Annotated in this window: 17 protein-coding genes and 1 pseudogene; 6 read left to right on the top strand and 12 right to left on the bottom strand. The window is 59.7% G+C overall.

Annotation, left to right across the window (positions count from 1 at the left end):
- Positions 1-18: 18 nt before the first annotated feature.
- The 4 genes from moaA to CH306_RS26060 all read right to left on the bottom strand — a co-directional run bounded on the left by moaA (position 19) and on the right by CH306_RS26060 (position 4244).
- The gene (gene moaA / locus CH306_RS26075; protein ID WP_094648248.1) at positions 19-1074 is read right to left on the bottom strand and encodes a GTP 3',8-cyclase MoaA; all 1056 of its coding nucleotides are present in this window, start codon (positions 1072-1074) and stop codon (positions 19-21) included.
- On the bottom strand, positions 1013-1552 hold the full coding sequence (locus tag CH306_RS26070; RefSeq protein ID WP_179281804.1) for a molybdenum cofactor biosynthesis protein MoaE: 540 nt from the start codon (positions 1550-1552) through the stop codon (positions 1013-1015). Before CH306_RS26070 ends, moaA begins: the two co-directional genes overlap by 62 nt.
- Positions 1553-1654: 102 nt before the next feature.
- Complete coding sequence (locus tag CH306_RS26065) at positions 1655-2014, bottom strand: cupin domain-containing protein (RefSeq protein ID WP_256981261.1); 360 nt, start codon at positions 2012-2014, stop codon at positions 1655-1657.
- A gap of 100 nt (positions 2015-2114) precedes the next feature.
- Positions 2115-4244, bottom strand: a complete 2130-nt coding sequence (locus CH306_RS26060; protein ID WP_094648246.1) for a molybdopterin-containing oxidoreductase family protein — start codon at positions 4242-4244, stop codon at positions 2115-2117.
- Positions 4245-4473: 229 nt separating this feature from the next.
- On the opposite strand from CH306_RS26060, the gene CH306_RS26055 reads away from it, so the two are divergent.
- Entirely contained in the window at positions 4474-4776 is a 303-nt protein-coding gene (locus tag CH306_RS26055) for an ArsR/SmtB family transcription factor (protein ID WP_179272964.1), read from the top strand.
- 27 nt (positions 4777-4803) lie between these two features.
- Here CH306_RS26055 and CH306_RS26050 read toward each other — a convergent pair whose 3' ends face one another.
- Positions 4804-5037: a tautomerase family protein gene (locus CH306_RS26050; protein ID WP_373453998.1), complete on the bottom strand. Its 234-nt coding sequence runs from the start codon at positions 5035-5037 to the stop codon at positions 4804-4806.
- A gap of 44 nt (positions 5038-5081) precedes the next feature.
- Entirely contained in the window at positions 5082-5297 is a 216-nt protein-coding gene (locus tag CH306_RS29390; protein ID WP_256981277.1) for an SDR family oxidoreductase, read from the bottom strand.
- Positions 5298-5324: 27 nt separating this feature from the next.
- Between CH306_RS29390 and CH306_RS26040 the strand changes: the two are divergent.
- Together CH306_RS26040 and CH306_RS29635 are read left to right on the top strand one after the other, a co-directional pair.
- Positions 5325-6004 (top strand): annotated as a pseudogene (locus CH306_RS26040) (helix-turn-helix domain-containing protein); the annotation flags it as partial.
- Positions 6005-6034: 30 nt separating this feature from the next.
- Entirely contained in the window at positions 6035-6262 is a 228-nt protein-coding gene (locus CH306_RS29635; protein ID WP_256981276.1) for a hypothetical protein, read from the top strand.
- 279 nt (positions 6263-6541) lie between these two features.
- Here CH306_RS29635 and CH306_RS26035 read toward each other — a convergent pair whose 3' ends face one another.
- The 4 genes from CH306_RS26035 to CH306_RS26015 all read right to left on the bottom strand — a co-directional run bounded on the left by CH306_RS26035 (position 6542) and on the right by CH306_RS26015 (position 10053).
- Positions 6542-6802 carry a Txe/YoeB family addiction module toxin gene (locus CH306_RS26035; protein ID WP_094648243.1) on the bottom strand — a complete coding sequence of 87 codons (261 nt, stop codon included), beginning with the start codon at positions 6800-6802 and terminating at the stop codon, positions 6542-6544.
- A complete protein-coding gene (locus CH306_RS26030; protein WP_094648242.1) occupies positions 6799-7050 on the bottom strand; it encodes a type II toxin-antitoxin system Phd/YefM family antitoxin in 252 nt (83 codons plus the stop codon). The genes CH306_RS26035 and CH306_RS26030 overlap by 4 nt, the downstream gene beginning before the upstream one ends.
- A gap of 307 nt (positions 7051-7357) precedes the next feature.
- Positions 7358-8161 carry a DUF2637 domain-containing protein gene (locus tag CH306_RS26025; RefSeq protein ID WP_094648241.1) on the bottom strand — a complete coding sequence of 268 codons (804 nt, stop codon included), beginning with the start codon at positions 8159-8161 and terminating at the stop codon, positions 7358-7360.
- A 965-nt stretch (positions 8162-9126) separates the two neighbouring features.
- Entirely contained in the window at positions 9127-10053 is a 927-nt protein-coding gene (locus tag CH306_RS26015) for a ParA family protein (RefSeq protein WP_094648239.1), read from the bottom strand.
- Between the two features lie 2287 nt (positions 10054-12340).
- On the opposite strand from CH306_RS26015, the gene CH306_RS26005 reads away from it, so the two are divergent.
- From CH306_RS26005 to CH306_RS25990, 3 genes are all read left to right on the top strand, one after another.
- Positions 12341-13513, top strand: coding sequence for a tyrosine-type recombinase/integrase (locus CH306_RS26005; RefSeq protein WP_094648237.1), 1173 nt, complete (start codon positions 12341-12343; stop codon positions 13511-13513).
- A 1574-nt stretch (positions 13514-15087) separates the two neighbouring features.
- Positions 15088-15660, top strand: coding sequence for a hypothetical protein (locus tag CH306_RS29630; protein WP_256981259.1), 573 nt, complete (start codon positions 15088-15090; stop codon positions 15658-15660).
- On the top strand, positions 15657-17624 hold the full coding sequence (locus tag CH306_RS25990) for a hypothetical protein (RefSeq protein ID WP_094648235.1): 1968 nt from the start codon (positions 15657-15659) through the stop codon (positions 17622-17624). The genes CH306_RS29630 and CH306_RS25990 overlap by 4 nt, the downstream gene beginning before the upstream one ends.
- A gap of 847 nt (positions 17625-18471) precedes the next feature.
- On the opposite strand, the gene CH306_RS25985 is transcribed toward CH306_RS25990, so the two are convergent.
- Both CH306_RS25985 and CH306_RS25975 read right to left on the bottom strand, forming a co-directional pair.
- Positions 18472-18798 (bottom strand): hypothetical protein, encoded by a 327-nt coding sequence (locus tag CH306_RS25985; RefSeq protein WP_143545420.1) that lies wholly within the window; start codon positions 18796-18798, stop codon positions 18472-18474.
- A gap of 621 nt (positions 18799-19419) precedes the next feature.
- Complete coding sequence (locus tag CH306_RS25975) at positions 19420-20235, bottom strand: hypothetical protein (RefSeq protein WP_094714400.1); 816 nt, start codon at positions 20233-20235, stop codon at positions 19420-19422.
- Positions 20236-20254: the final 19 nt, after the last annotated feature.

Raw genomic sequence — 20254 nt, 5'->3', positions numbered from 1 at the left:
CGTCCTTGATCCGGGGTCTCATCCGCCGATGTATGACATTTCTATTTTGTCGGTGACCACAGCGCCGGTGCTGCGGTCTTGCGAGTAGTTGTCGGTGCGCGTTGCCCAGCGGCCTCCGACCAGGGCTTCGATGTTTGCGTCGGTCGACCCGTCGCGCAGCGCTGCGCGGATGTCCGTTCCCTTCGAGGCGAACAGGCAGGTGTGCAGGCGCCCGTGTGCCGAGAGTCTTGCGCGAGTACATGATTGGCAGAATGGTGCGCTCATGGAGCCGATGACTCCGATCTCCCCGGCACCGTCTCGGTATCGGAATCGCGTTGCGACCTCGCCGAGGTAGCTCGCCTCGAGAGGTTCTAGAGGATGGACAGCGTTGATTCGTGCAACGATGTCTGCTGCTGAGATCACGTCGGAGCCGGCCCATCCGTTGCTTTCTCCGACATCCATGAACTCGATGAACCGCAGCACGTGTCCGGTGTGCCTGAAGTGCTCGGCCATCGGCAGAATCTGCCGGTCGGTGGTTCCTGCTTTCACCACCATGTTGATCTTGACCGGTCCGAGTCCGGCCGCCGCTGCTGTATCGATGGCGGACAGAACTTTCGACGGTGTGGTCCGGCTGTCTGTGACGGTCTTGAACAGGGCCTCGTCCAGGGAGTCCATGCTGACGGTGACTCGGTTGAGACCGGCGGCGGCCAGTCTTGCCGCCTTTCGTGCGAGAAGGGATCCGTTCGTGGTCAGTGCGATGTCGAGGTCCGGTAGCCGCGACAGCTGCTCTATGAGGTCCTCGATTCCCGCTCGCAACAGAGGCTCTCCGCCGGTGAGACGGATCTTCCGGACGCCGAGCCGGTGAAATACAGTGGCGACTCTTACTATTTCGGGAATCGTCAGCAGTGCGGAGTTCTCGATGTACTGGTGGTCGACGCCGAAGGTCTCACGTGGCATGCAGTAGGTGCACCGGAAGTTGCACCTGTCGGTGAGTGAGATGCGCAGGTCGCCGAGCGGCCGGCCGCGGGTGTCGTCAGTACGTGTGAGAGGGAACGAGTTCACGGCGGTGCACCTCCACCCATGCTTGAGCTGCATCAGCGACCGAGGCGACCGGCGTGCCGGTAGGTATTGCGTCGGGTTCACCGGAGCGTTGTTCGGTCTTCCAGATGGGGACGGTGAGCTTGAGTACGTCGATGCAGAAGCGGGCGACGTCGAACGCGGCGGGTCGATGAGGTGCCGACACGGCCACCACCACACTGGACTCCTCGACCAACACCTGTCCTACCCGGTGCCATAGAACGAGTTTGCCAATCGAAGGCCACTCGCGTCGAGCATGTTCCGCGATCGCGGACATCTTCGCGATTGCCTCTCGGCCGAACGCTTCGTAGTCGATCGCTGTCGTGGGGTTCGCGTGAGCGCCGTCCGCTCTCACGGTTCCGGAGAAGAGCACGCTCGCGCCGCACTGCGGGCTGGTCACCCAGTCGTTGGCGTCTTCAAGCCGGATAGGATGGCGGCCGACGTAGATCCAGTCGTGGTCATGAGCCGCGTGTTCACCGCTACTTCGGGACGTCATTTCCATCGGTCTGCCTTCCTGTGAGCAATAGGATCGCGGGACAACGCCCGTGGGCCCGCGTGGTGGCCGGTGGGGCCGGCCACTTGCGAGCCCAGTCCTCGATCAGTCGCTGATGACGAAGAGCTTCTTGAACGGCTTCACCACGGTCCAAGTGGTGGTCGTCCCCTTGGTGAAGGACGCGATGTCCCCGGCGACGAACGTGACCTTTTCGCCGGACGGGTACTCGACCAGCAGTTCACCTTCCAGGACATGGATAGTCTCGTCCTGGTTGAAGGGGTACGGGAATGTCTGCTCATCGGAGCGCCACAGGCCGATGAACAGAGTTTTGCCCTCGTCTGCAGCGGTAGTACGAACCCAGTGGACCTCGCCGACAGCCTTGTCGCCCACCATGAACGGCTCCCAGGTGGTGGCGTCCGTGGTGGATCGGGCGAAATCGACTGCTGCGGATGTTGTTTCGGTCACTTTACATCTCCTTGGTACGGCTCGGGAAAATCCCGGGGCCGGTATGTACCGCCACCCGAGAGTCGGGCGGCGAAAAATGGGTGAGCTGGTCGATCGCCGATCAGCCGACTGCGGGTTCGACTTCGACGCTCGAGTGGGAGTAGAGGGCGCCCCCGCCGATGTCGGTGCGTTCACCGGGTGAGAGCGCGTTGACCGTGGAACCGCCGGCGGTCAGCGAGTTCCAGTAGCCGTAGGGCGCCACGATCGTCATCGGCACGACGTCTTTGCTCACGCGCGCAATGGCTTCGAACGAACCTGCGTCATTGAAGACGCGCACCTTTTGGCCGTCGGTGATGTTTCGATCGGCGGCGTCCTCGCTGTGAATGACTGCGTGCTGGTCCTTGGCCATCTTCAGCTGCTTCGGCATGTTCGAGTACTGCGAGTTGATGAACGAGTGCGCGCGTGGTGTGACCATCCGAAGCGGATAGTTCGCATCGGGTATTTCCACGACGTACGACGGGAGCGGGTCGAGAGCATCGTTCGTCTGGAACTCGGTGTAGCCCTCTCGGAAGACCGGCAGGATGAAGTTTCCTGCCGCGGCGGTTGCGGAACTGAGTTCGACCTTCCCTGTGTCGTTCGGGAATCCGCCCTCCGCGTGGGGTGCATATTCGCCGTTGTCGGGGAGCGTGAGCTTTGACCAACCTTCTCGTTTCAAGCGTTCGAGAGTGATGCCGGCCATCTGCGGAGCGTCCCAGTCCAAGCTCAGAGCGAGTATCTCGTCGTCGGTGAGTGAGAACCATTTGTCGTCGTATCCCATGGCCGCCGCCAGGCGACGGAACAGGTCGATGTTGGGTACTGCCTCGCCCAGTGGTTCGATGGATTTGTTGTTGACCGTGATGTAGAGCTGGCCCCACGACCACATCAGATCGAAGTGTTCGAGAGACGTCGTTGCGGGGAGGACGATGTCCGCCAACATCGCGGTGTCGGTCATGTACAGCTCGCTCACGACGGTGAACAAGTCTTCGCGTTTCATGCCCGTGATGATCTTGTTCTGTTCGGGCGAGGTGATCACTGGATTGCCGTTCACCACCATGAGCGCCTTCACCGGTGGGTCCAGTTCCAGCTCGCCGGTCAGAGCCTTACCCAGGTCGAGCCCGTTGATCACCCGAGTGCCCGGTTTGATCCAGTCGGTTTGCGAGAGTGTCTCCCATTGCACGGGAAACGCCCACAAAGTGAGTTCGAGAACGCCGCCCCCGACGTGCCGGTAGGCACCGGTGATTGCGGGCAAGCTGAAGATGGCCCGGAATGCCTGTCCACCCTGTGGATGGTTCTCGACCGCGACACCGACTCTGATGGCGGCCGGTTGAGTCGCGGCGTACTCGCGTGCAAGTTGCCGAATGTCGTCCGCTGTGATACCCGTGATGTCCGCGACTCGCTCCGGCGAATACTCGGCCGCGCGTACGGCAAGGTCGTCGAATCCCAGTGTGTGGTCCGCGATGTAGTCGTCGTCGGTGAGTCGTTCCTGGATGATCACGTTCATCATCGCCAAAGCCAGCGCTCCGTCTGTACCCGGGTTGATCCTCAGGTGCCAATCGGCGCGCGCCGCAGTCTTGCTCATGTAGGGATCAATAACGACGACCTTGGCACCGTTGCGTTGCGCCTCTTGAACGAAGGGCCACAGGTGCAGATTGGAGCTGATCATGTTGTGGCCCCACAAGATGATGTACTTCGAGTGCCGCAAATTCTCGGGATCGACGAAAGCCGGCCCCTGGGTCATCACGTAGGCGGCGCTTCGGCAGGACGTGCAGAACGATCTCTCGGTGACAGTAGCGCCGAGTTTGTGCATGAACGGGTCCATGACGTTCAAGCCGTTGAGGATTCCCATATTCCCGAGATATCCGTGCGGCATGATTGCCTCGCCGCCGAATTCGTCTCGGACGGCGGTGAACTTCGCGCAGATCTCCGTAATGGCGTCGTCCCAGGAGATCCGCGCGAACTCGCCGGATCCTTTCGGTCCTGTGCGGCGCATCGGGTACAGCACGCGCGATGGGTCGTAGGCGTGCTTTTCGAAGTCGTTGACCTTGGTGCACAGGCCGCCGCGCGTGTAGGGGTGGTCGGGGTCGCCTTTGACCTTGGTTGCGACGCCGTTCTCCACCGTGACCAACATGGCGCAGGTGTCGGGGCAGTCGTGGGGACAGGCGCCTCGTACTGTGGTCACGTCCGAGACCACTCCCAGATCGATCGTCGTCATGGTTCTCCTTCGTCCGTACCTCCGTGTGATGTTTCTACGTTTGCACGAATGTCTAAACGTTGCGAATCCTGCCGTGTTAACAATTGTTTCGTAAAACGCACACGGCGACAGAGTGCTGGTCGGCGCCTCGCGGGGCAAGCATCGGAACGGACGAGCCGGGCGCGACAGGTGCCGACCGATCGAGGACACCCGGGCGCGGCACGGTCAGTTCTTGACCTATGCTGAGGTTGTGGATTCGTCCGAGCTCGCCGATTTGTTCAAGGCCCTCGCCGACCCGACCCGCGTAGAGATCGTCCGCTACCTGGCCTCGGGCGAGGTGTCGTGCGTAGCCTTCGACGAAATTCTGCCGGTTTCGAAATCCACTGTGTCCTACCATCTTCGGGCGTTGCGCAACGCTGGGCTGATCGAAGCCCGCAAGAACGGAAAGTTCCACTTCTACAACCTCCATCGCGCCGAGCTCGAGAGTGCGCTTCCCGGCTTCCTGTCGGTCATCGAGTCGGCCGGATTGGAGTCGGACTACGAGGCCGAATAAGGGCCGACTCCGGCCGCCCCTGCTTCCTCAGTTCGCCTCAGTCGTTGCATTCAAGGACTGGCGGTAATCGAGGACTTGCAGTCCGCCTATGCCCCAGTCGTCCATGCCGACCTCGGCGATGACCACGGTGGTTGCGTCGAGCGGTTTGCTGAGAACGTCGAGGAGGAGTTCGCTGACCCCTTTGATGAGAGCCGCCTTTTGCTCCCGCGTGGTGGTCGAGGCCCCCGGCGAGGTTCCTTCGCGGGTGACTTCGATTCGCACGTATGGCATTAGTCGTCCGTTCTCAAGGTTGTGGAGAGGTGGTCTTACCAGCGGCCAGCGTGTTGTCCACCGTCCACGTGAACGGTCTCGCCGGTGACGAAAGCGGCCTTCTCAAGAAACAACACTGCCTGAACGACCTCGGCGATTTCACCCATACGGCCCAACGGGTGCAGTTGAGCTAGCTGTAATGACCAGGGACGTTGTGGACGGCGTGTCAGCGACAGATAGGTGAGGACCTCCGGTATCGGTGTGGTTACCACAACTGCACCGACAACCGGGAGGTCCTCGTGTCCCACGCTAATGCCTTGCTCACTCCGAAGGGGAGATTGAAGCTCGCAACATCGATCGTCGATAGCGGATGGTCGATCCGCCGAGCGGTTCCAGGTTTCACCGACTACAGCAAAGAAATGGGCGGACCGCTACCGCGCTGGCGGCCCATCGGCGATGGTCGACCGCTCGAGCAAACCACACCGCAGCCCCGGCAGAACACCGACTCGCACCGAACGGCGAATCATCAACCTGCGCTTCCTGCGCCGCTGGGGACCTCATCGCATCGCCTACCACCTACACCTCGTACACAGCACCGTCGGAGCCGTTCTACGCCGCTACAAGATGCCGCTTCTGCGCCACCTCGACCAGAACACCGGACTCGCAGTCCGCCGACCCGCGGCCCGGCTACGAGCCTCGCGGAGATCTGATCCACATCGACATCAAGAAACTCGGGCGGATCCCCGCCGGCGGTGGGCACCGCAAGCTCGGACGTACGATCGGGAACCGACATTACAAGAGACACGGCCGCGGGTACTCGTTCGTCCATCACGCCGTCGACGATCACAGCCGGCTGGCGTACTCGGAGATCCTCGGCGATGAACGCAAAGAGACAGCCTCGGCGTCCTTCGATCGTGCCAAGGCGTACTTCGCGACCCACGACATCGCCATCAAGCGCGTCCTCACCGACAACGGAGCGCAACCCCGACTGACCGGTGTCACACGCCAATTGTTGATAGACCTTCTAACGCTGAACCGGGACTTTTTCTGGGCTGGCAAGGGTGATGAAGTGGCGTTCCTTGGGGCACTATATGACCTGGCTGCGATTCCAAGCCACGACTATCGCTTCAAGACCGCAGCTCAAGACATCCGCCAGCATCGCATTAATGACTACGATTGGGAGGATGACTGGGTATTCACAGACCCACGGTTCAATTTCAGTAGCCGTAGTTCATGACCGGGTTTGAGCGAACTTCGTTATGCGGCAACGCAACGCGGTCCATCGACAGACGGGTGGGAGTCCGAGTTCGACCTCGAACCCAAAGCTACTGCGGCACAATGTGTTCAAGTCGTCACCGCGGACTGACGCTAGTTAGAACACACTGTGACGGATGAGCGCGGTGACTGGATGCGCGCCGTGTTTGAGAACCAACTAGCTGATTGCGCCACAATTGATGTTGGGAGCGGACCGTGCTTCGTGCGGGTGCTTAGCCAGACCCATCGGTCGGCGGCACGATCAGTTGCCGTAGCGGTACCGGCAGGCCGCGAGTCTGATCTCGTTCTCGTCGATCTTGTAAACGAGTCGGTGTTCGTCCGTGATCCGACGTGACCAGTAGCCCCGGAAGCCGTGCTTGAGCGGCTCGGGCTTACCGATCCCCTCGTTGCCGTTACGGTCGATGTCCTTGATCAACGTGTTGATCCGCTTCAGGACCTTGCGATCTTGGGTCTGCCACCAGAGGTAGTCCTCCCACGCGTTCTCGTCCCACACAAGCTTCATTCGAGCAACTCACGCGCGCTCCCGCTACCGTGCTCGAGTCGATCAATCGAAGTTAGCAATCGACGGGCGTTTTCGGGGCTTCTGAGTAAGTAGGCCGTCTCCTTCAGTGATTCGTAGTCATCGAGCGCGACCATGACCACAGGTTCGTGGCCGGCCCGCGTAATAACTACTTCTTCACGGTCATCAGTGACAGCATTCAAGGTCTCCGCATACCTTGCCCGCGACTCCGAGTAGGTCATGGTCTTCATGGATCGTCCTTACCTGTACGTACAGCATATTGTACGCACTATGGCAGACGGGACTAGAAGCAATTGTCACCGGCTGACATCGATGAGTTCTCGGCCGCGACCGGCGGCGGTCAGATCTCGCGCGACCACGTGGCCCCGACGTCAGTCACCCAACAGCTTGTTGGACAATTGGCGATCGAGGCCAGGCGACCACGATGCCGCGCATGTTGTGAAGAATGCTGCGCGAGACTCGCGCATCGTAGGAAACCCTGGCCGTAAATCCGCAGCTACCCGGTTGACGACTTTCGTTCCACGAGGAAGGCGTTGCTCACGCCAAGGCTGGTATCACGTCAGGTTTCTCCAGCGAGCTTCTTGTCGTAGTGTGCTGGGCGTTTTGATTGGTCCCGACGTGTTTGGCTGTGATCATCTGCAGGTCAAACCATTCGGCGAGGCGTGTGCCCACCGTCCCCGTATCGACACCGAGCTCGTTTGCGACATCGCTGTAAGACCATTCTGGGTGTTGAAGGTAGACAAGCACCGTCTTCCAGATAGCGGGATCGAGCCCTCCGCTCGAATGCGTCATGGGCGACGAAGCTTCAGCGTTTAACCGGTCCAGATAGGGGTGCAGCTGCTGAGGTTGCGACTCCGCCAGGACCTCCTCACGCCTTCGTGGCGCACGCAGGATGACGGCAAGTACCTCGGTCATGCCCAGCAGGAAGATCGGCGCAACAGTCGCGATTGCGGCTGCAACTACAGGCGGAACCGTATTGGGGGTCGACGTTGCGTGATAAGCGTTGCCAAGGATCGAAGCCCCAGCCGCGACTGCCAGCATCCCCAGCACAAAGGTGCGACCACGGACTGTTCTAGCGTCTGTGTGATGCGATAAAGCCAGCGCTATGACCGTCGTGGCGACAATCGCCCCGTCAAGAACGACGGGCAAGACCCACGCTCGTCCTGGGTCGGTCCCGGCCATAATCGCCAGCTCTCGGAGCGCGGCGAAAGACAGCCAAAATGATGATGCTGCGATGCCAACGGTCAAGGCGATACCGGTCATCAACGCGGCGAACAACACCTGCGGATGAACTGCAAACACAGGTGGCGAACCGATTGTACGGCTCTGATCGGTGCGCATGTCCGTTGAGACTCCTTCGAAAGGTGGACTGTGTCTGCTGCAGCTACGTCGGACTGCGCTTGGGAGGCGGAATGGCGTACGTGAGCGGGAGATCGGCCCTGGGCTATACGTTTTCATCAACGCGGAAGCTCCACGGCTTGACGAAAGCGGAGCGCACCTATTCAACGCCAGGAGTCAGGTGACCCGTAGGTACAGACGCAGAGCTTGTTCGACTAGGGCGCTTCGACTGCCCGCGCCCCAGTCACTAGCTAGCTGATCGAGAAGCGCCGCGTCAGAGTTAATGACTCCAGCGAGCGGAACACGAGACAGGGGTGCATTGTGTCGCCTACGTGTGGGCCTTCCGTCCGCCCTTTTGAACAAACCCGTACTTGCGCTCGTGACTGCACCCGCCCAATGTGTCTTCAGATCGTCCGCGTGCTCTTCGACCGCGTCGAGTACGACTTGACCGTATGTACGTGCCGTTACTGCATTCGCAGTCCGCTCCTCCAGCGTGAGTGACCGCAAAGCGCCGTAGACCTCGTAGGGCAAAGCTACCTCGGGTGGTGCGACACGGTTTGCGCTGGTTGTCGCCGAGTCTTTTCTTACGTTCTTTCGTCGTGCGTCCGCCCGGCGCGGCGAGTTCTGCTTGTCGTCGGTCCCGGTTTGCGTAGTGACTGCCGGGGCGTGTTCCTCGAATTCTGCAGGCTCATCTGCTACCGAGCCTCGGTCGGAGTCGTCGTACGTTTCTGGCTGGTCGTCCGCTACTACTGCGAGTGCGTGAGCGCGTCCTGCTCGGTCGCCGTTCGAATCGACGACCTCCTGGGCGGCCGTCGCAACACTATTTTGGTCAGCGTTGTCGCGTTCGGTGTTAACTGCGGTAGCGCTGCCCGCGGCTGCAGCGTCTCGGACGAGATTGAGCGGTGGGAGCAGTTCGTCTAGATCGTTGAGTGCATTTGGATCAAATGCGGCCCGGCGCTTTCGTGTGGTCACGCGACACCGCCGGCAACCTGCTTGCGTTCTGCGTTCGCGACACGGCTGAGTATCTCGCGAGTCAAGCCTTGGTAGTCCGATGCCAGCCCGGATGGATCGCGGGACCACAGGCGGTCGCTGGACTTACCTTTCTGACGCAGTCTCTGCAGACGGCTTTTCTGGTCAGACTCAGCTGCTTCGACCAGTTCTAACGGAGTGAGATGGCGTGTTCGAAGATCCACTGCTGCAGCACGATCCGATCGTATAAACGATTCGAACGGGTCAGCGCCGCTGCCTTCGAGAAGTTCGTTGACTTGGTCGAAGACTTCGCGATTTCGTGCCGTCGCGCGGGGATTTGTGTCAAAAAGGACAACACCCAACAGTTGAATCTTGGATCCAGCTTGCCGCGCCCGTAGGTATCGCATCGCGAGTAGTTCGACACCAGACAAGCTGGCGTCGTCATCCTTGGTGGGTACGACAAGGTATCGAGCCGTCCCGAGTAGGGCCTCAAGAAGGGGGGCATCGCCGGGACCGGAGTCGATTAGAACCAAGTCGTAATTCTCGGTTTCATCCAAGTCGTTCAGCGTCTTCGATAGGTTGCCGCGCAGATCAATTCCAGTCTGCGACGCGGTTGCTGCTACAGACGCAACAACGGCGAGCGCCGGGCCACCTGGGACGACATCGAGGTTTGGGCGAACATTCCGGACAGGAGTCAATGCTTGCGAGAACTGCAACGCCATACTCAAGCCGCGTCCGCCGTCGCCTTCAACCCCGAGGTCAGACGAGGAGACGTTGGCTTGCTGGTCGGCGTCGACGACAAGCACGCGCCGCCCCGCTGCGGCGACCATGCCCGCCACGGCTGACACGATCGAGCTTTTGCCGACGCCACCCTTCTGGTTAGCGACCAGCACTGTCCGTGAAGCTGCGGTTGTCGTCACCCGCATGAAGGTACTGGATTAGCGACGCTCCTGCAGTCTGCGACACGCGCGGCCGCACAACTTTCTGTAGAGCTTTGAGCGCTGCCCTGCGTCAGCGCTTCGGTGTGGCCGGGTAACAGGATGTGCAGCAGAACCTACTACTGGCTTTGTAAGTGGCTTTCGAAACGACCCGACATAAGGCCGAGTGCAGACGCTTTTGCACAGCTGGCTCTAAAGCTGCCTTCACAACCGTCGCAGTAGTCGTGCAGCTAGACGCACGGACCGCTCTTGCGCAAGCCGTTGTTAGCGCATGGCAAAAGGCTTGTTGTGCGGTGCATCGTGCGGGCGCTGATTTAGTTCTACAGACAGCAACTAGAGCGGTTACACAACATGCGTGGCTTGCGTACGGATGACAGACCGAATGCACAGACGTACGCACCGCCGCACAGACGGACGGACTTAAGGCTAGTTATCTGAACGGTGCTACGTCCCGGCCACAGTGCTTCTACATGTCCGCCCATGCGACCGCAGTGGCACCCGTTGCCCGGAGCACTTAAACGACCGCTCTTACGGCCATCGCTTAAGCCACCCTTCGGCCCGTATGTATGGCCGCATGTATGGGCTTACTTGCGGACCTACCGAAGGTGTGGAGAAACCTGCAGGTCACGCCCCAAGTAAAGTGTAGTCGACTTGAATCACTTGCGAGTTACGCGCATACATTGCCCCCGATGGGTTCAAGGAGAAGTTCTACTTTTGGGTGCCAAACTTGGCAGGAGGGAGAACACCCTCCGAGGTAGCGAGAAGTGCAAATCATTCGATGGCGCGACCACGAACCTCGAAGAAGGCTGTGCGTTGAATGCGGGCGTCCGACGACATCCCAGAACGGGGAAGCGAGGCTCCGGTGAACGCGCGCAATTTGGGCAGACGGCCAGAGTACTGGATCGGGCGCACCCGCATCAGTGACGGGATGCGGCGCACGTTGGCAAGCCGCACATATTCCGGCGTGCACGAGGATCGACCCAGATCTTGGCACACGACTGTTGCGAATCCCTAGGGTGCGGGGCTAGTCACCACGCGAGGAACAACTCCGCCGTACCCGCCTACAGGCAGTCGACTAGCGCTTGTGGATCAACCCGAGGCACCCGCGTCTCGTTCGGCCCAAATCGGCCGCCCAAGATTGGGGACCGTCCGGCCATAGCCCTACGCCGGTCAGTGAGTGCACCCTTACGTATGGGCATGCATATGGTCTCTGGTGTTGGGACCGGATTGGTTAGGCGGCTAGAGCAAGGACAGGCGTGAGAAATTTAAAACTCCGGCTGAGACCTTCGACCGGTTGGGTCTACAGCCGTTCCTATGGCGATCCGTATGGGCTTACGTCTGGGCTTACGTATGGCGTACGCGCGTATCGCCCAAAAGTACTAGAAAGACGGGGCACGGCACAGAGCGCGGGTCCTGTTGCGTCACCCCGGCCACTTGAGGTGGTCGAGAGCCTTCCGTCACAGTGACAAATCTTGCTCAGACTCGCCATTGCAACCAAATGCACCCGCATACCTGCATGCGGACCCGAACATTGGCAGTGTCACGGTACCGACGCCACAAATCGGCATCTCCTCCGACGGGGATTGGGCGCGAGTCAGCCCGCCACTACACCCAAAGGTCGAATTCCACCCGAACCCGTCTCCCGTGACGAACGGTTAACGGCGGCCCAGTGCGAACGCTCAACGGGTGACCCGGCGCGAACGATAGAAACGTTCGCCTCCTTGCTCGCAAATCTGGCGAACGGTGCTCGGCGAAGAACGCTGCAGTCGAACCAGGTGCCATCTGCCGGCTCGACCAGGGCCGCCATCACGACAAGCAACGCGTACTCGGCCAGGACCGCCAGACCGCTTACCGGACGCTCGAGACCCTGGGGGATAGGTGCGGGGCGAAGCCGAATCTCAGCCCTCGGATTGGACGACGCGAAGAGCCACAGCCTAAGTGAGTGTCGTTCACTACCTACGAGATATGCCAACTGACTCCATCAACCAGACCCAGTTCGAGAACTCCGCAGGTCAGACTGTTGTGCAGTAAAAGCCCTGGTGATTCTTAAGCACGCTTCTGCGGTACCCAGAACCCGTAACGAGGTTGCTCACCGCTGCCACTGGCGCTCTTACGGCCAGGGCCGAACTCGTTGGTTACGCACCCGCCATAGTCACCCTGCATTTATCGGTTTACACAAATGTAAATTGCATTTTCCGCAACGTGTGCAACAAAACACCAGTTCAGTACAGTTTTGCTCTGCAGTCGTGCCGGTGACCTGCGCTAGGCTGCTTCTATGGACTTCCGACCAGGCCGTGCACCTGCGGTGAGCACTGTCGAGGGCACCGTGGGCGGCACATCGATGGCGGTCGAGCCGGAAATCCCTGCCGCCGTCGCGAAACGGATCGCGGCCGCCGTGCAGTCCTCCCGGTCCGAGGGAACCCGCAAGACCTACGCCGCGGCGTGGAGACGCTTCACCAACTGGTGCGAGACGAATGGTCACGTGACGCTTCCAGCACACCCCATCACCGTCGCCGCCTACCTCGTAGACGCTGCAGACACCCGAACCGAAACAGGGGAGAGGGCCTACGCCGTCGCCACCTTCGGCACCTGGATCGCCGCGATCAACCACCAACACCGCACCACCGGCCACCTCTCGCCGTCAGCACACGAACTCGTCACCGCAACCCTGTCGGGGATTCGGCGGGAATACGCCGCGGCGGGGGACCGCCCCCGCACCCCACGAGATCCGCTGCTGGTCGACGACATCAAGCTCCTTGTCGGGACGGCCCGCGAACGTTGCCGGAGTTGGGCGGACGAAGTTCTGGAGCGCCGGGATTCGGCGATCCTGCTGATCGGCTTCGCAGGCGCATTCCGCCGCAGCGAGTTGTCGGAGATGGTCTGTGGAGACGTCGCTGTGCATCGACACGACGGACTGCACGTGCGGCTACGGAAGTCGAAGACCGACCAGGAGGGCAGGGGAGCAGTCAAGGCGCTGCCGTACACCGACTCTCACAAGACCTGCCCGCCGTGCGCGTACGTCCGATGGGTCCAGGTCGTGGCCGCGTTCGACGCCGGCGGCCGTCCGTCGGTAATCCGCTTGCTCCGGAAGCCCGAGCCGTTCATCGGACACGTGTGCCGCGGGGGAGTACCCCGCACCGCCGCCCGCGCACCACTACTCCGCGCCGTCGCGAAGAACGGCAATCTCAGTGCAACCGCGCTGTCCGGGGCCGCGATCCACCAGACCATCCGCCGCCGCGCTGACCACGCGGGCTTCGACCCCACCGCTCTCGCCAAGCTCGGAGGGCATTCCCTGCGCGCTGGGTTTGTCACACAGGGCACCCGCAACGGTGCCGACGGCTCCGCCATCGCACGTCAGACCGGCCACGCCAGCCTCGACTCCGTCGAGGTGTACCGGCGTGAACACGCCCCGCTCGTTGGCAACGCCGTCACCGATATCGGGCTGTAGACAGGAGCTGCCAATGCGGCGAAAGAAGGCTGGTCGTGCGTTCCTCGGTAACGAGCACGTTCATATATCGACACCAATTGCAGATGTTGAGGCCAATCCAGTGCGGACCCCGCAGCGGTAGTAGCGTGCACACAAAAGTATTTCTGGCGGTGGTCCTGATCTACCGCCATCGGCAGAGTTCGGAGATATGTTGCAAAGCAAGCGTTTGCCGGTCTCGTCACCATGAGCGCGATAGATGCAGTCCTCGCTACTAGACCTAGCGACGATGCCGGTGCCCAAACAGCTGATCGTTATGACTGGCAGGCAGCCATGGCGGCAGTTGATGGTCTATCGTGTTACTACCAACATCTCGAGAGTCCGCAGTCAGGCCCTGTGCGCATAATTTGCGAATTGCATGAAGATTGGGTTGTTCAGATCGGAACCGGTGCGCAACTGGTGTCTGCAAAACATCGAGAACCCTCATCCGGTGCCTGGCCGACAATTAAGGCGTTGGTGGAAGACGGAGGCCTCGGCCACTTGTTTGCGCGATGGCTGCACCTTAAACGAACCCCGACAGTGCGCTTGGTGACCTCCGCCGCCACCGCCACCGGGGATCCCTCCGACCTGGCGCGATGCCCTGACTTACTAAAGCTGCAAACCTCCGGCGAGGAACTAGCAGAAGACGAGACTACGACGCTGCGTCACTGTATCGACCAAACGGCACGATCGCTGATGATGTATCGAAAGGGGCTCCCGTCTAGTTGGCAGGCGGCAGATGGCGCACGAGCCAAAAACCTTATCCCTGGAGAAGACCTACTCGATGCGGTTACCGCATTCGTAAAAGTCCTCGTCATCGACCAGGCGCGTCCGACACGAGACCTAATCGCGCACGCCGCACCAACCTTGTACGCACGACCGATCACCGCAAAAATGGGACACCCAGACCACCTCGCGTCAGCAGTGTGGGAGGCGGTTCTACAACTCTTCAGACTACGCATGCGCGACCGAGGACCGTCGCTCCGCGGAGGGTTGTCCCCAGTCATCGCCCGTCCCGAAAACGAAACTCGTTCAGCCTCGGACTCGGCCCTGGAGACCAGAGTGGTCACCCTGGACGACGTCGTCCTTGCGGTCAATATCGCTCTCTCGCATCCCGTCGCTTACCTGCCTCCTCAGCCGAGCCCGCGGACGACCAAACTTGGCATCAAGATGTCTGTAGGCGATTGCTCTGATACAAGCATCGAACGGGCAGAGCGCCTTCGCCTCGATTACGTACGTTACCGACGAGAAAGGGGCAAAAGCGTCCCCGGCAGTTCCGCGGAACAACGACAGATCGAGCGGAAACTACACCGAATCGCTGACGAAGAAACTGAGCAAGCCCGTGTGTCGACAGGAAACTGGGGTGGAGATCTCTGGTTGTCTCTTTCGCGGCGTTTGGAGGATCCCTCAGCCGACATGATGGACGCTGGGCTTGATGGCGACCTCATGCTCGGGGGAATTTGCGACTTAGCTTCACGCTGTCAGGTGTGGTTCAGCCCGCGTTTCGACGTCGATTCAGTTGCTTCCCACGCGACATCCGCTGCGAGGAGCCCGAAGAAATGACCGTAGACCCTGTAGTCGAGCACCTAGAGGCGTTGCGTGAAGACTTGGCCTATCATCAGATCAGAGTACTTCTGCTGGTAAACGCCGTCGCCGCGACCGAAGGACACAGTAAAAAGATCGATGGCCTGACCAAGCTCGCCAAGCTCGACTTCCTAACCCGATACCCAGCACTTGGACCTCTCGTTCTCGACAAGCTTTCCCCTTCCGACGCGCGTCTCCACATCGATGAGACTGACGGCCTAACACCAACCGACGTCGAGGCTCCGATGACTCGATACAAATATGGCCCTTGGGACGACCGCTACTACCCGATCATCGGATCGTTGGTTGGTCGGGGCCTGCTGAAATACGTGCGAGGCAGGAAAGGTAGTGTCGCCTTGACGCCGACCGCGTTGGGAAAAAAGACTGCACTGGAAATGGGGTCGCTGCCCGACTGGTCGCTTATTAACGATCGCTGCTACGCAGTGGCGGATGGCGCAGCTGGCCTAAACGGTTCTGCACTCAAAAATCTTATCTATAGCAATTTGCCTGCGCTTATGGACCGGCCGCATCGAAAGTTGATCAAGTGACAACGTCATTCCGGTTGAACAGCATCACGCTTCAAACGACACAGGGCACGGTTGAGCACCGCTTTTCAGGAGCACTCACAGTCCTAGCCGGCAGCGTTGGTGTCGGTAAGAGTACTCTTTTCGAACTTGTCAAGTATGGACTTGGCGGAGATGGTCTTCTAGCAGAGGTTGTTACAAAGAGTGTCTTGAGCGTTTCGCTCGACATCTCAATCAACAGCAATAACTATCTGCTGACCCGTACAATCACGCCTACCCATGCAGATGCCCGGGTCGTCAAGGTTGTCGACCTCGTTGAACAGTTCAACCTCCCCGACCATTTCACAGGTTCTGACGAACCCAGTTTGAGCTCGTTACTGCTCGCTGCGATGGACCTACCCGATGACTTGCGCGCAGCTACCACACAATCAGGCAGCACAAACCCTGGAACGCGAATTAGCTTTTATGATGTCTTTAAATACATGTATGTTTCCCAGGGTAATATCAACGAACAAATAGCAGGTAGTGGCGATTCGTGGTATCAACCTAAGCGCAAAGCGGTGTTCGAGCTGCTTTTCGGATTAACAAATCCAACAATTCTAGACCTCCAGTCAGAGGTCGCTCGAACGAGAGGCCAGTACGAGCAAGCTCAGCACGACTATCTAGTTGTAAGACAGTTCTTGGAAGACAGTAATACGCAGAACCGCATTGAAGCCGAAGTTCGCCAACATGAAGCTCTACAGGAAAAACAAAACGCCGAGCAGATCCTAGCGCGGATCCAGACGTCAATTTCTCCAACCTTGGATCACGAGACTAAGACTCTACGAGAATTGCTAGCAGAATCAGAAAGGAATACAGCCGATGCGCGCAACAATTTGACAATACTGATTCAGCAAAAACAAGACTTTATCCGCGAACGTGCACTTCTCCAGCAGGACATTGCCCGTACGAAACGTATGATAGATGCTGGTGAGCGACTGGCCAAATTCGAGTTCGCCGTCTGCCCTCGGTGCATGCAAGACGTGCGCAGTCGACCTATTCCTGATCACGCGTGTCGTCTATGTCTTCAGCAGGATCCCGTTGAGGCTCAGGGGGGAACCCAGAGACCAGAAGATAACCACGAGTTGCTCCACCTCGAAGATCAGATACAAGAGTTCGACACCCAAATTTTCAGCATGGAAGTCGAGATAGCCAACCTGTTCGAGGTGGTATCTAGCAGAGAAAGCTTGATTGCCGACCTTAGTGCGCAGATAGAGCTGCGGACCAGCAACCGAATCACTCCGCAACTGCAAGCTTTCGCCGATGCGACCAGCAAACGCGCACAGTCCGATTTGATTATTCGCGAAATTGAGAAGACACTAGTCCAATGGGATCGAGCAGACGATCTTGAGCTCAAAGCTGTATCTCTACAAGACCGCCTCGCATCACTCCAGGATGACTTATCTGCAGCTCAGAATTTGTTGGATTCTCGCCGAATCGAGATCTTGGATGAGCTGGACGACGAATTTCACCAAACAGCGTCCGCCATTGGAATTCCCGGCGTGCATCAGGCGTCCATTAATCGTAAGACGTATCTTCCAATGCTCAACGGAATAGCATTCCAGAAATTTAGTCCGGTCGGCGGCGTCCGCACCGCAACGCAGGTCGCCTACTGGGTGTCACTCATGAACGTTGCGCTGCGGAGACGTGACACCTCTTATCCTGCGTTCTTACTCCTGGATAGCCCGCGAACCTCGTTAAATGACAGTGACGATCTTTCGTCGGCACTGTATCAGCGACTAATCACAATGGCTGACGCTGCCCAAAGTCGGGTTCAAATTTTGATAGGCGACAACGAACTGCCAGCGCATTACCGGAAAGATTATATGCAACTGGACTTCGACTACGACCATCCTACGATATATACGCTCCATCACCCGGGGCGAGAAGCTGTCACACTTCTCAATGCCGCGCCACCCGATGACGCCGGGACAAGCCCCTCAGACTGATCCCTAGGCCAGGTAGGAACACTGCTGTCGAAACAGCGTCAAGGTGTCTTGACGATGCGGTAACTGCCGTTCACGCGCCGCGCCCCTCGTCGACCGACGCTGTCGGCTGTTTGACTCGACCGACCGCATGTACGTCGTTTGATGAACGGGTGGCTGTCCGTCGAGCAGCTTGTGGCGCGCTCTCAGACCTGGCCGACGGCCACAGAGATTGCGGAATCGGGAAGAATGGTGATGCCGGTGTCGCGTTGCAGCGTCTCGATCAGGTCTGTTTGTTCGGAAACGTCGGTCTCGGTCGCAAGGTTCCGATCGACCAGTGAGGCTACCTACCGCTGCCCGCCGTCCCGATTACTGGCGCGCCGAGCACCGCAGCCGCAATGGTCATTGTCGATCCCGCACGGGCCGGCATGGCGTCGGGTGCCGTCAACGCTGCCCGTCAGCTCGGATCTGTGCTGGGCACCTCTACCCTGGGTGCCGTGCTGACGCCAGCTGTGGCACATCGTCTACCCATAGAGCTCGCCGATCCGGGGGGGGGGAAGCGTCGAAACTCGACTTGCTGTCGAACGACCTATGAGCGAGAGCCGCTCATAGGTCGGTGATGTCGGCGAAAGCGTCTCGGCAGCAATGGGTTCTGCGTTCACCTCCGGCGTCGATACCGACCTGTCCATCATCGCGGTGCTTTTCGTTGCAGGTGCCGTACGACGGTGTTCTTCGTCGACAACCGACCTCACACCCGCACCTTGACGGCGGCGGCAACGCCGGGGGCGGCTGGGCTGCCCCAGTAAAGATCGGACCAATCGCAATGCTTCGTAGGCATATCGCCACGAATCGGGCACGGTGCCTCGCCCGTTCACGCCATCAACAGATCCGAGGAATACATGACCACGCTGTGGACCGGGTTATCGAGGCGCACGGAGGACTCAAGCGCTGGAAGCAATTCAAGACAGTCGAAGCCGATGTGCTCAGTAGCAGTGAGCTGCTCGAGAGAAAAACAGATCAGAGTGCAGGCGGAAGTGTTGTGCGCGCTCCGGTGAACATGCACGAACAGACGGGCTACATCACCCCGGCAGAGGCCGACAGACGCTCGTCCTTTCGCCCCGGCCGCAACACCATCGAGACACTCGATGGCGACTTGATCGTGGAGCGGCTCGATCCCCGTTCGGCGTTCTTCGGCCATGATTGGATACCCCATGGAACGCGTTGGACAGCGCCTACTTCTCCGGGTACGCGATGTGGAGCTATTTGACTGGCACAGAGCCTCGGACCGACGGCAGCGCAGTCAACGGTCGGTGCGCTTCGAGTACGTACCGACGGGACGCGGCCGCGAATCCACCCGGCGGCCATCGTTACGCTCTAGGCCTGGGGCAACGAATATGTCGAGTTGCATCATGTTGCAGTCGTACTCGTCGAAAAGGTGGGTGCGACCATCGACCCAGTCGTGACGGACCGCCGAACTGACCGCACCTGGCAGCGGACCACGCTCAGTGCGTATCTTGCCCGACTCACCCGACTTCATGGGAAGTACTCGACACCCAACGCCGATTGCAACGTCGGCCTCGCCCAATACCGCTGGGGATCAACGAGGTTCCCCGGATGGCTGACTGCAGGCGGTGCAGGAGCCTTCCTTCGACCAGGGCTGAGCGCTGTCGGGGCGTACCCAAGGTAACACCGCAGACAACGCTCAGCCCTGCGAACAAGTGCGGACGCCGCAATCAACGGCGGTTGAACCGCAAGCCACCCCCGGATGGGTGTGCACGAGCACTGTGCGGGCGATTGATTCGTGTTCGATACGCGGTCGTTAGGAAGTGGTCGTCACGGCCGGATCGGTGCCGCTGCGCATAGGCTGGGTCATGAGCCGCGCAAGACCCGGCAGCGTGGACGCTAGGAAGTGGACGCACGTCAAACTGAAGGCGATCGACGCGAAGGCGGCGAGGTATTTCGGACCTGTCGACCAGCCGGAGTTCAGCGCGATAGTGATAGGCCACCCGACTATTCCGGCCGCCGCTCCCAATGCGATCGAGGGCACAAGCACCAGCCACAGCTGGTGAGCCCCTCGCAGCAATCTCAGAAGTACGAACACCAGAGAGCCACCCAGCACGACGTCGAGGGCGTCAATGCCGCCCCACCAGATCGGGTACCCCGCAATCTTCATCGGCGGGTCACCGAAGAACTCCAAAATTCCTATCCAGGAGGACAATCCGATTGCGATGAAGTCGACGATCACGACGAGCGCATAGATTTTCCAGACCTTGCCGGTGCTGACGGACCGCTCGAAAAGTCGTGCGACGACGTAGATCAGTCCGCCGCAGAACCATCCGTATCCGATGGGCACGAATATGGGGACGGCTCGGCCAAAGGATTCGAGGACTGGTAGTCCCTGTATTGGCGGATAGCCGACGAGAACCAGGTTGTCGAGCCACGACTCCATCAAGCCTGAGATCATCCCGCCCACGAGGATCAACGGCAGGGCGGGCCCGATGCGTCTTTCGCGTGGAGAGAACAACCACCAGAGCGCGAACGAGACGGTGATCAACACCATCAGGATCGTGTAGATGAGCAAGGCTGTATCGGGGGAGTCCCGTATCGGCATGACGGGAGCGTTGGCCAGGATCACGATAGGCTTCCTTCCATAG

It is taken from the genome of Rhodococcus sp. 15-725-2-2b (assembly GCF_002259075.1).
GTDB lineage: Bacteria > Actinomycetota > Actinomycetes > Mycobacteriales > Mycobacteriaceae > Rhodococcoides.
The sequence above is the reverse complement of the archived record's forward strand: the minus strand, read 5'-3'. Positions and strand labels throughout refer to the sequence as shown.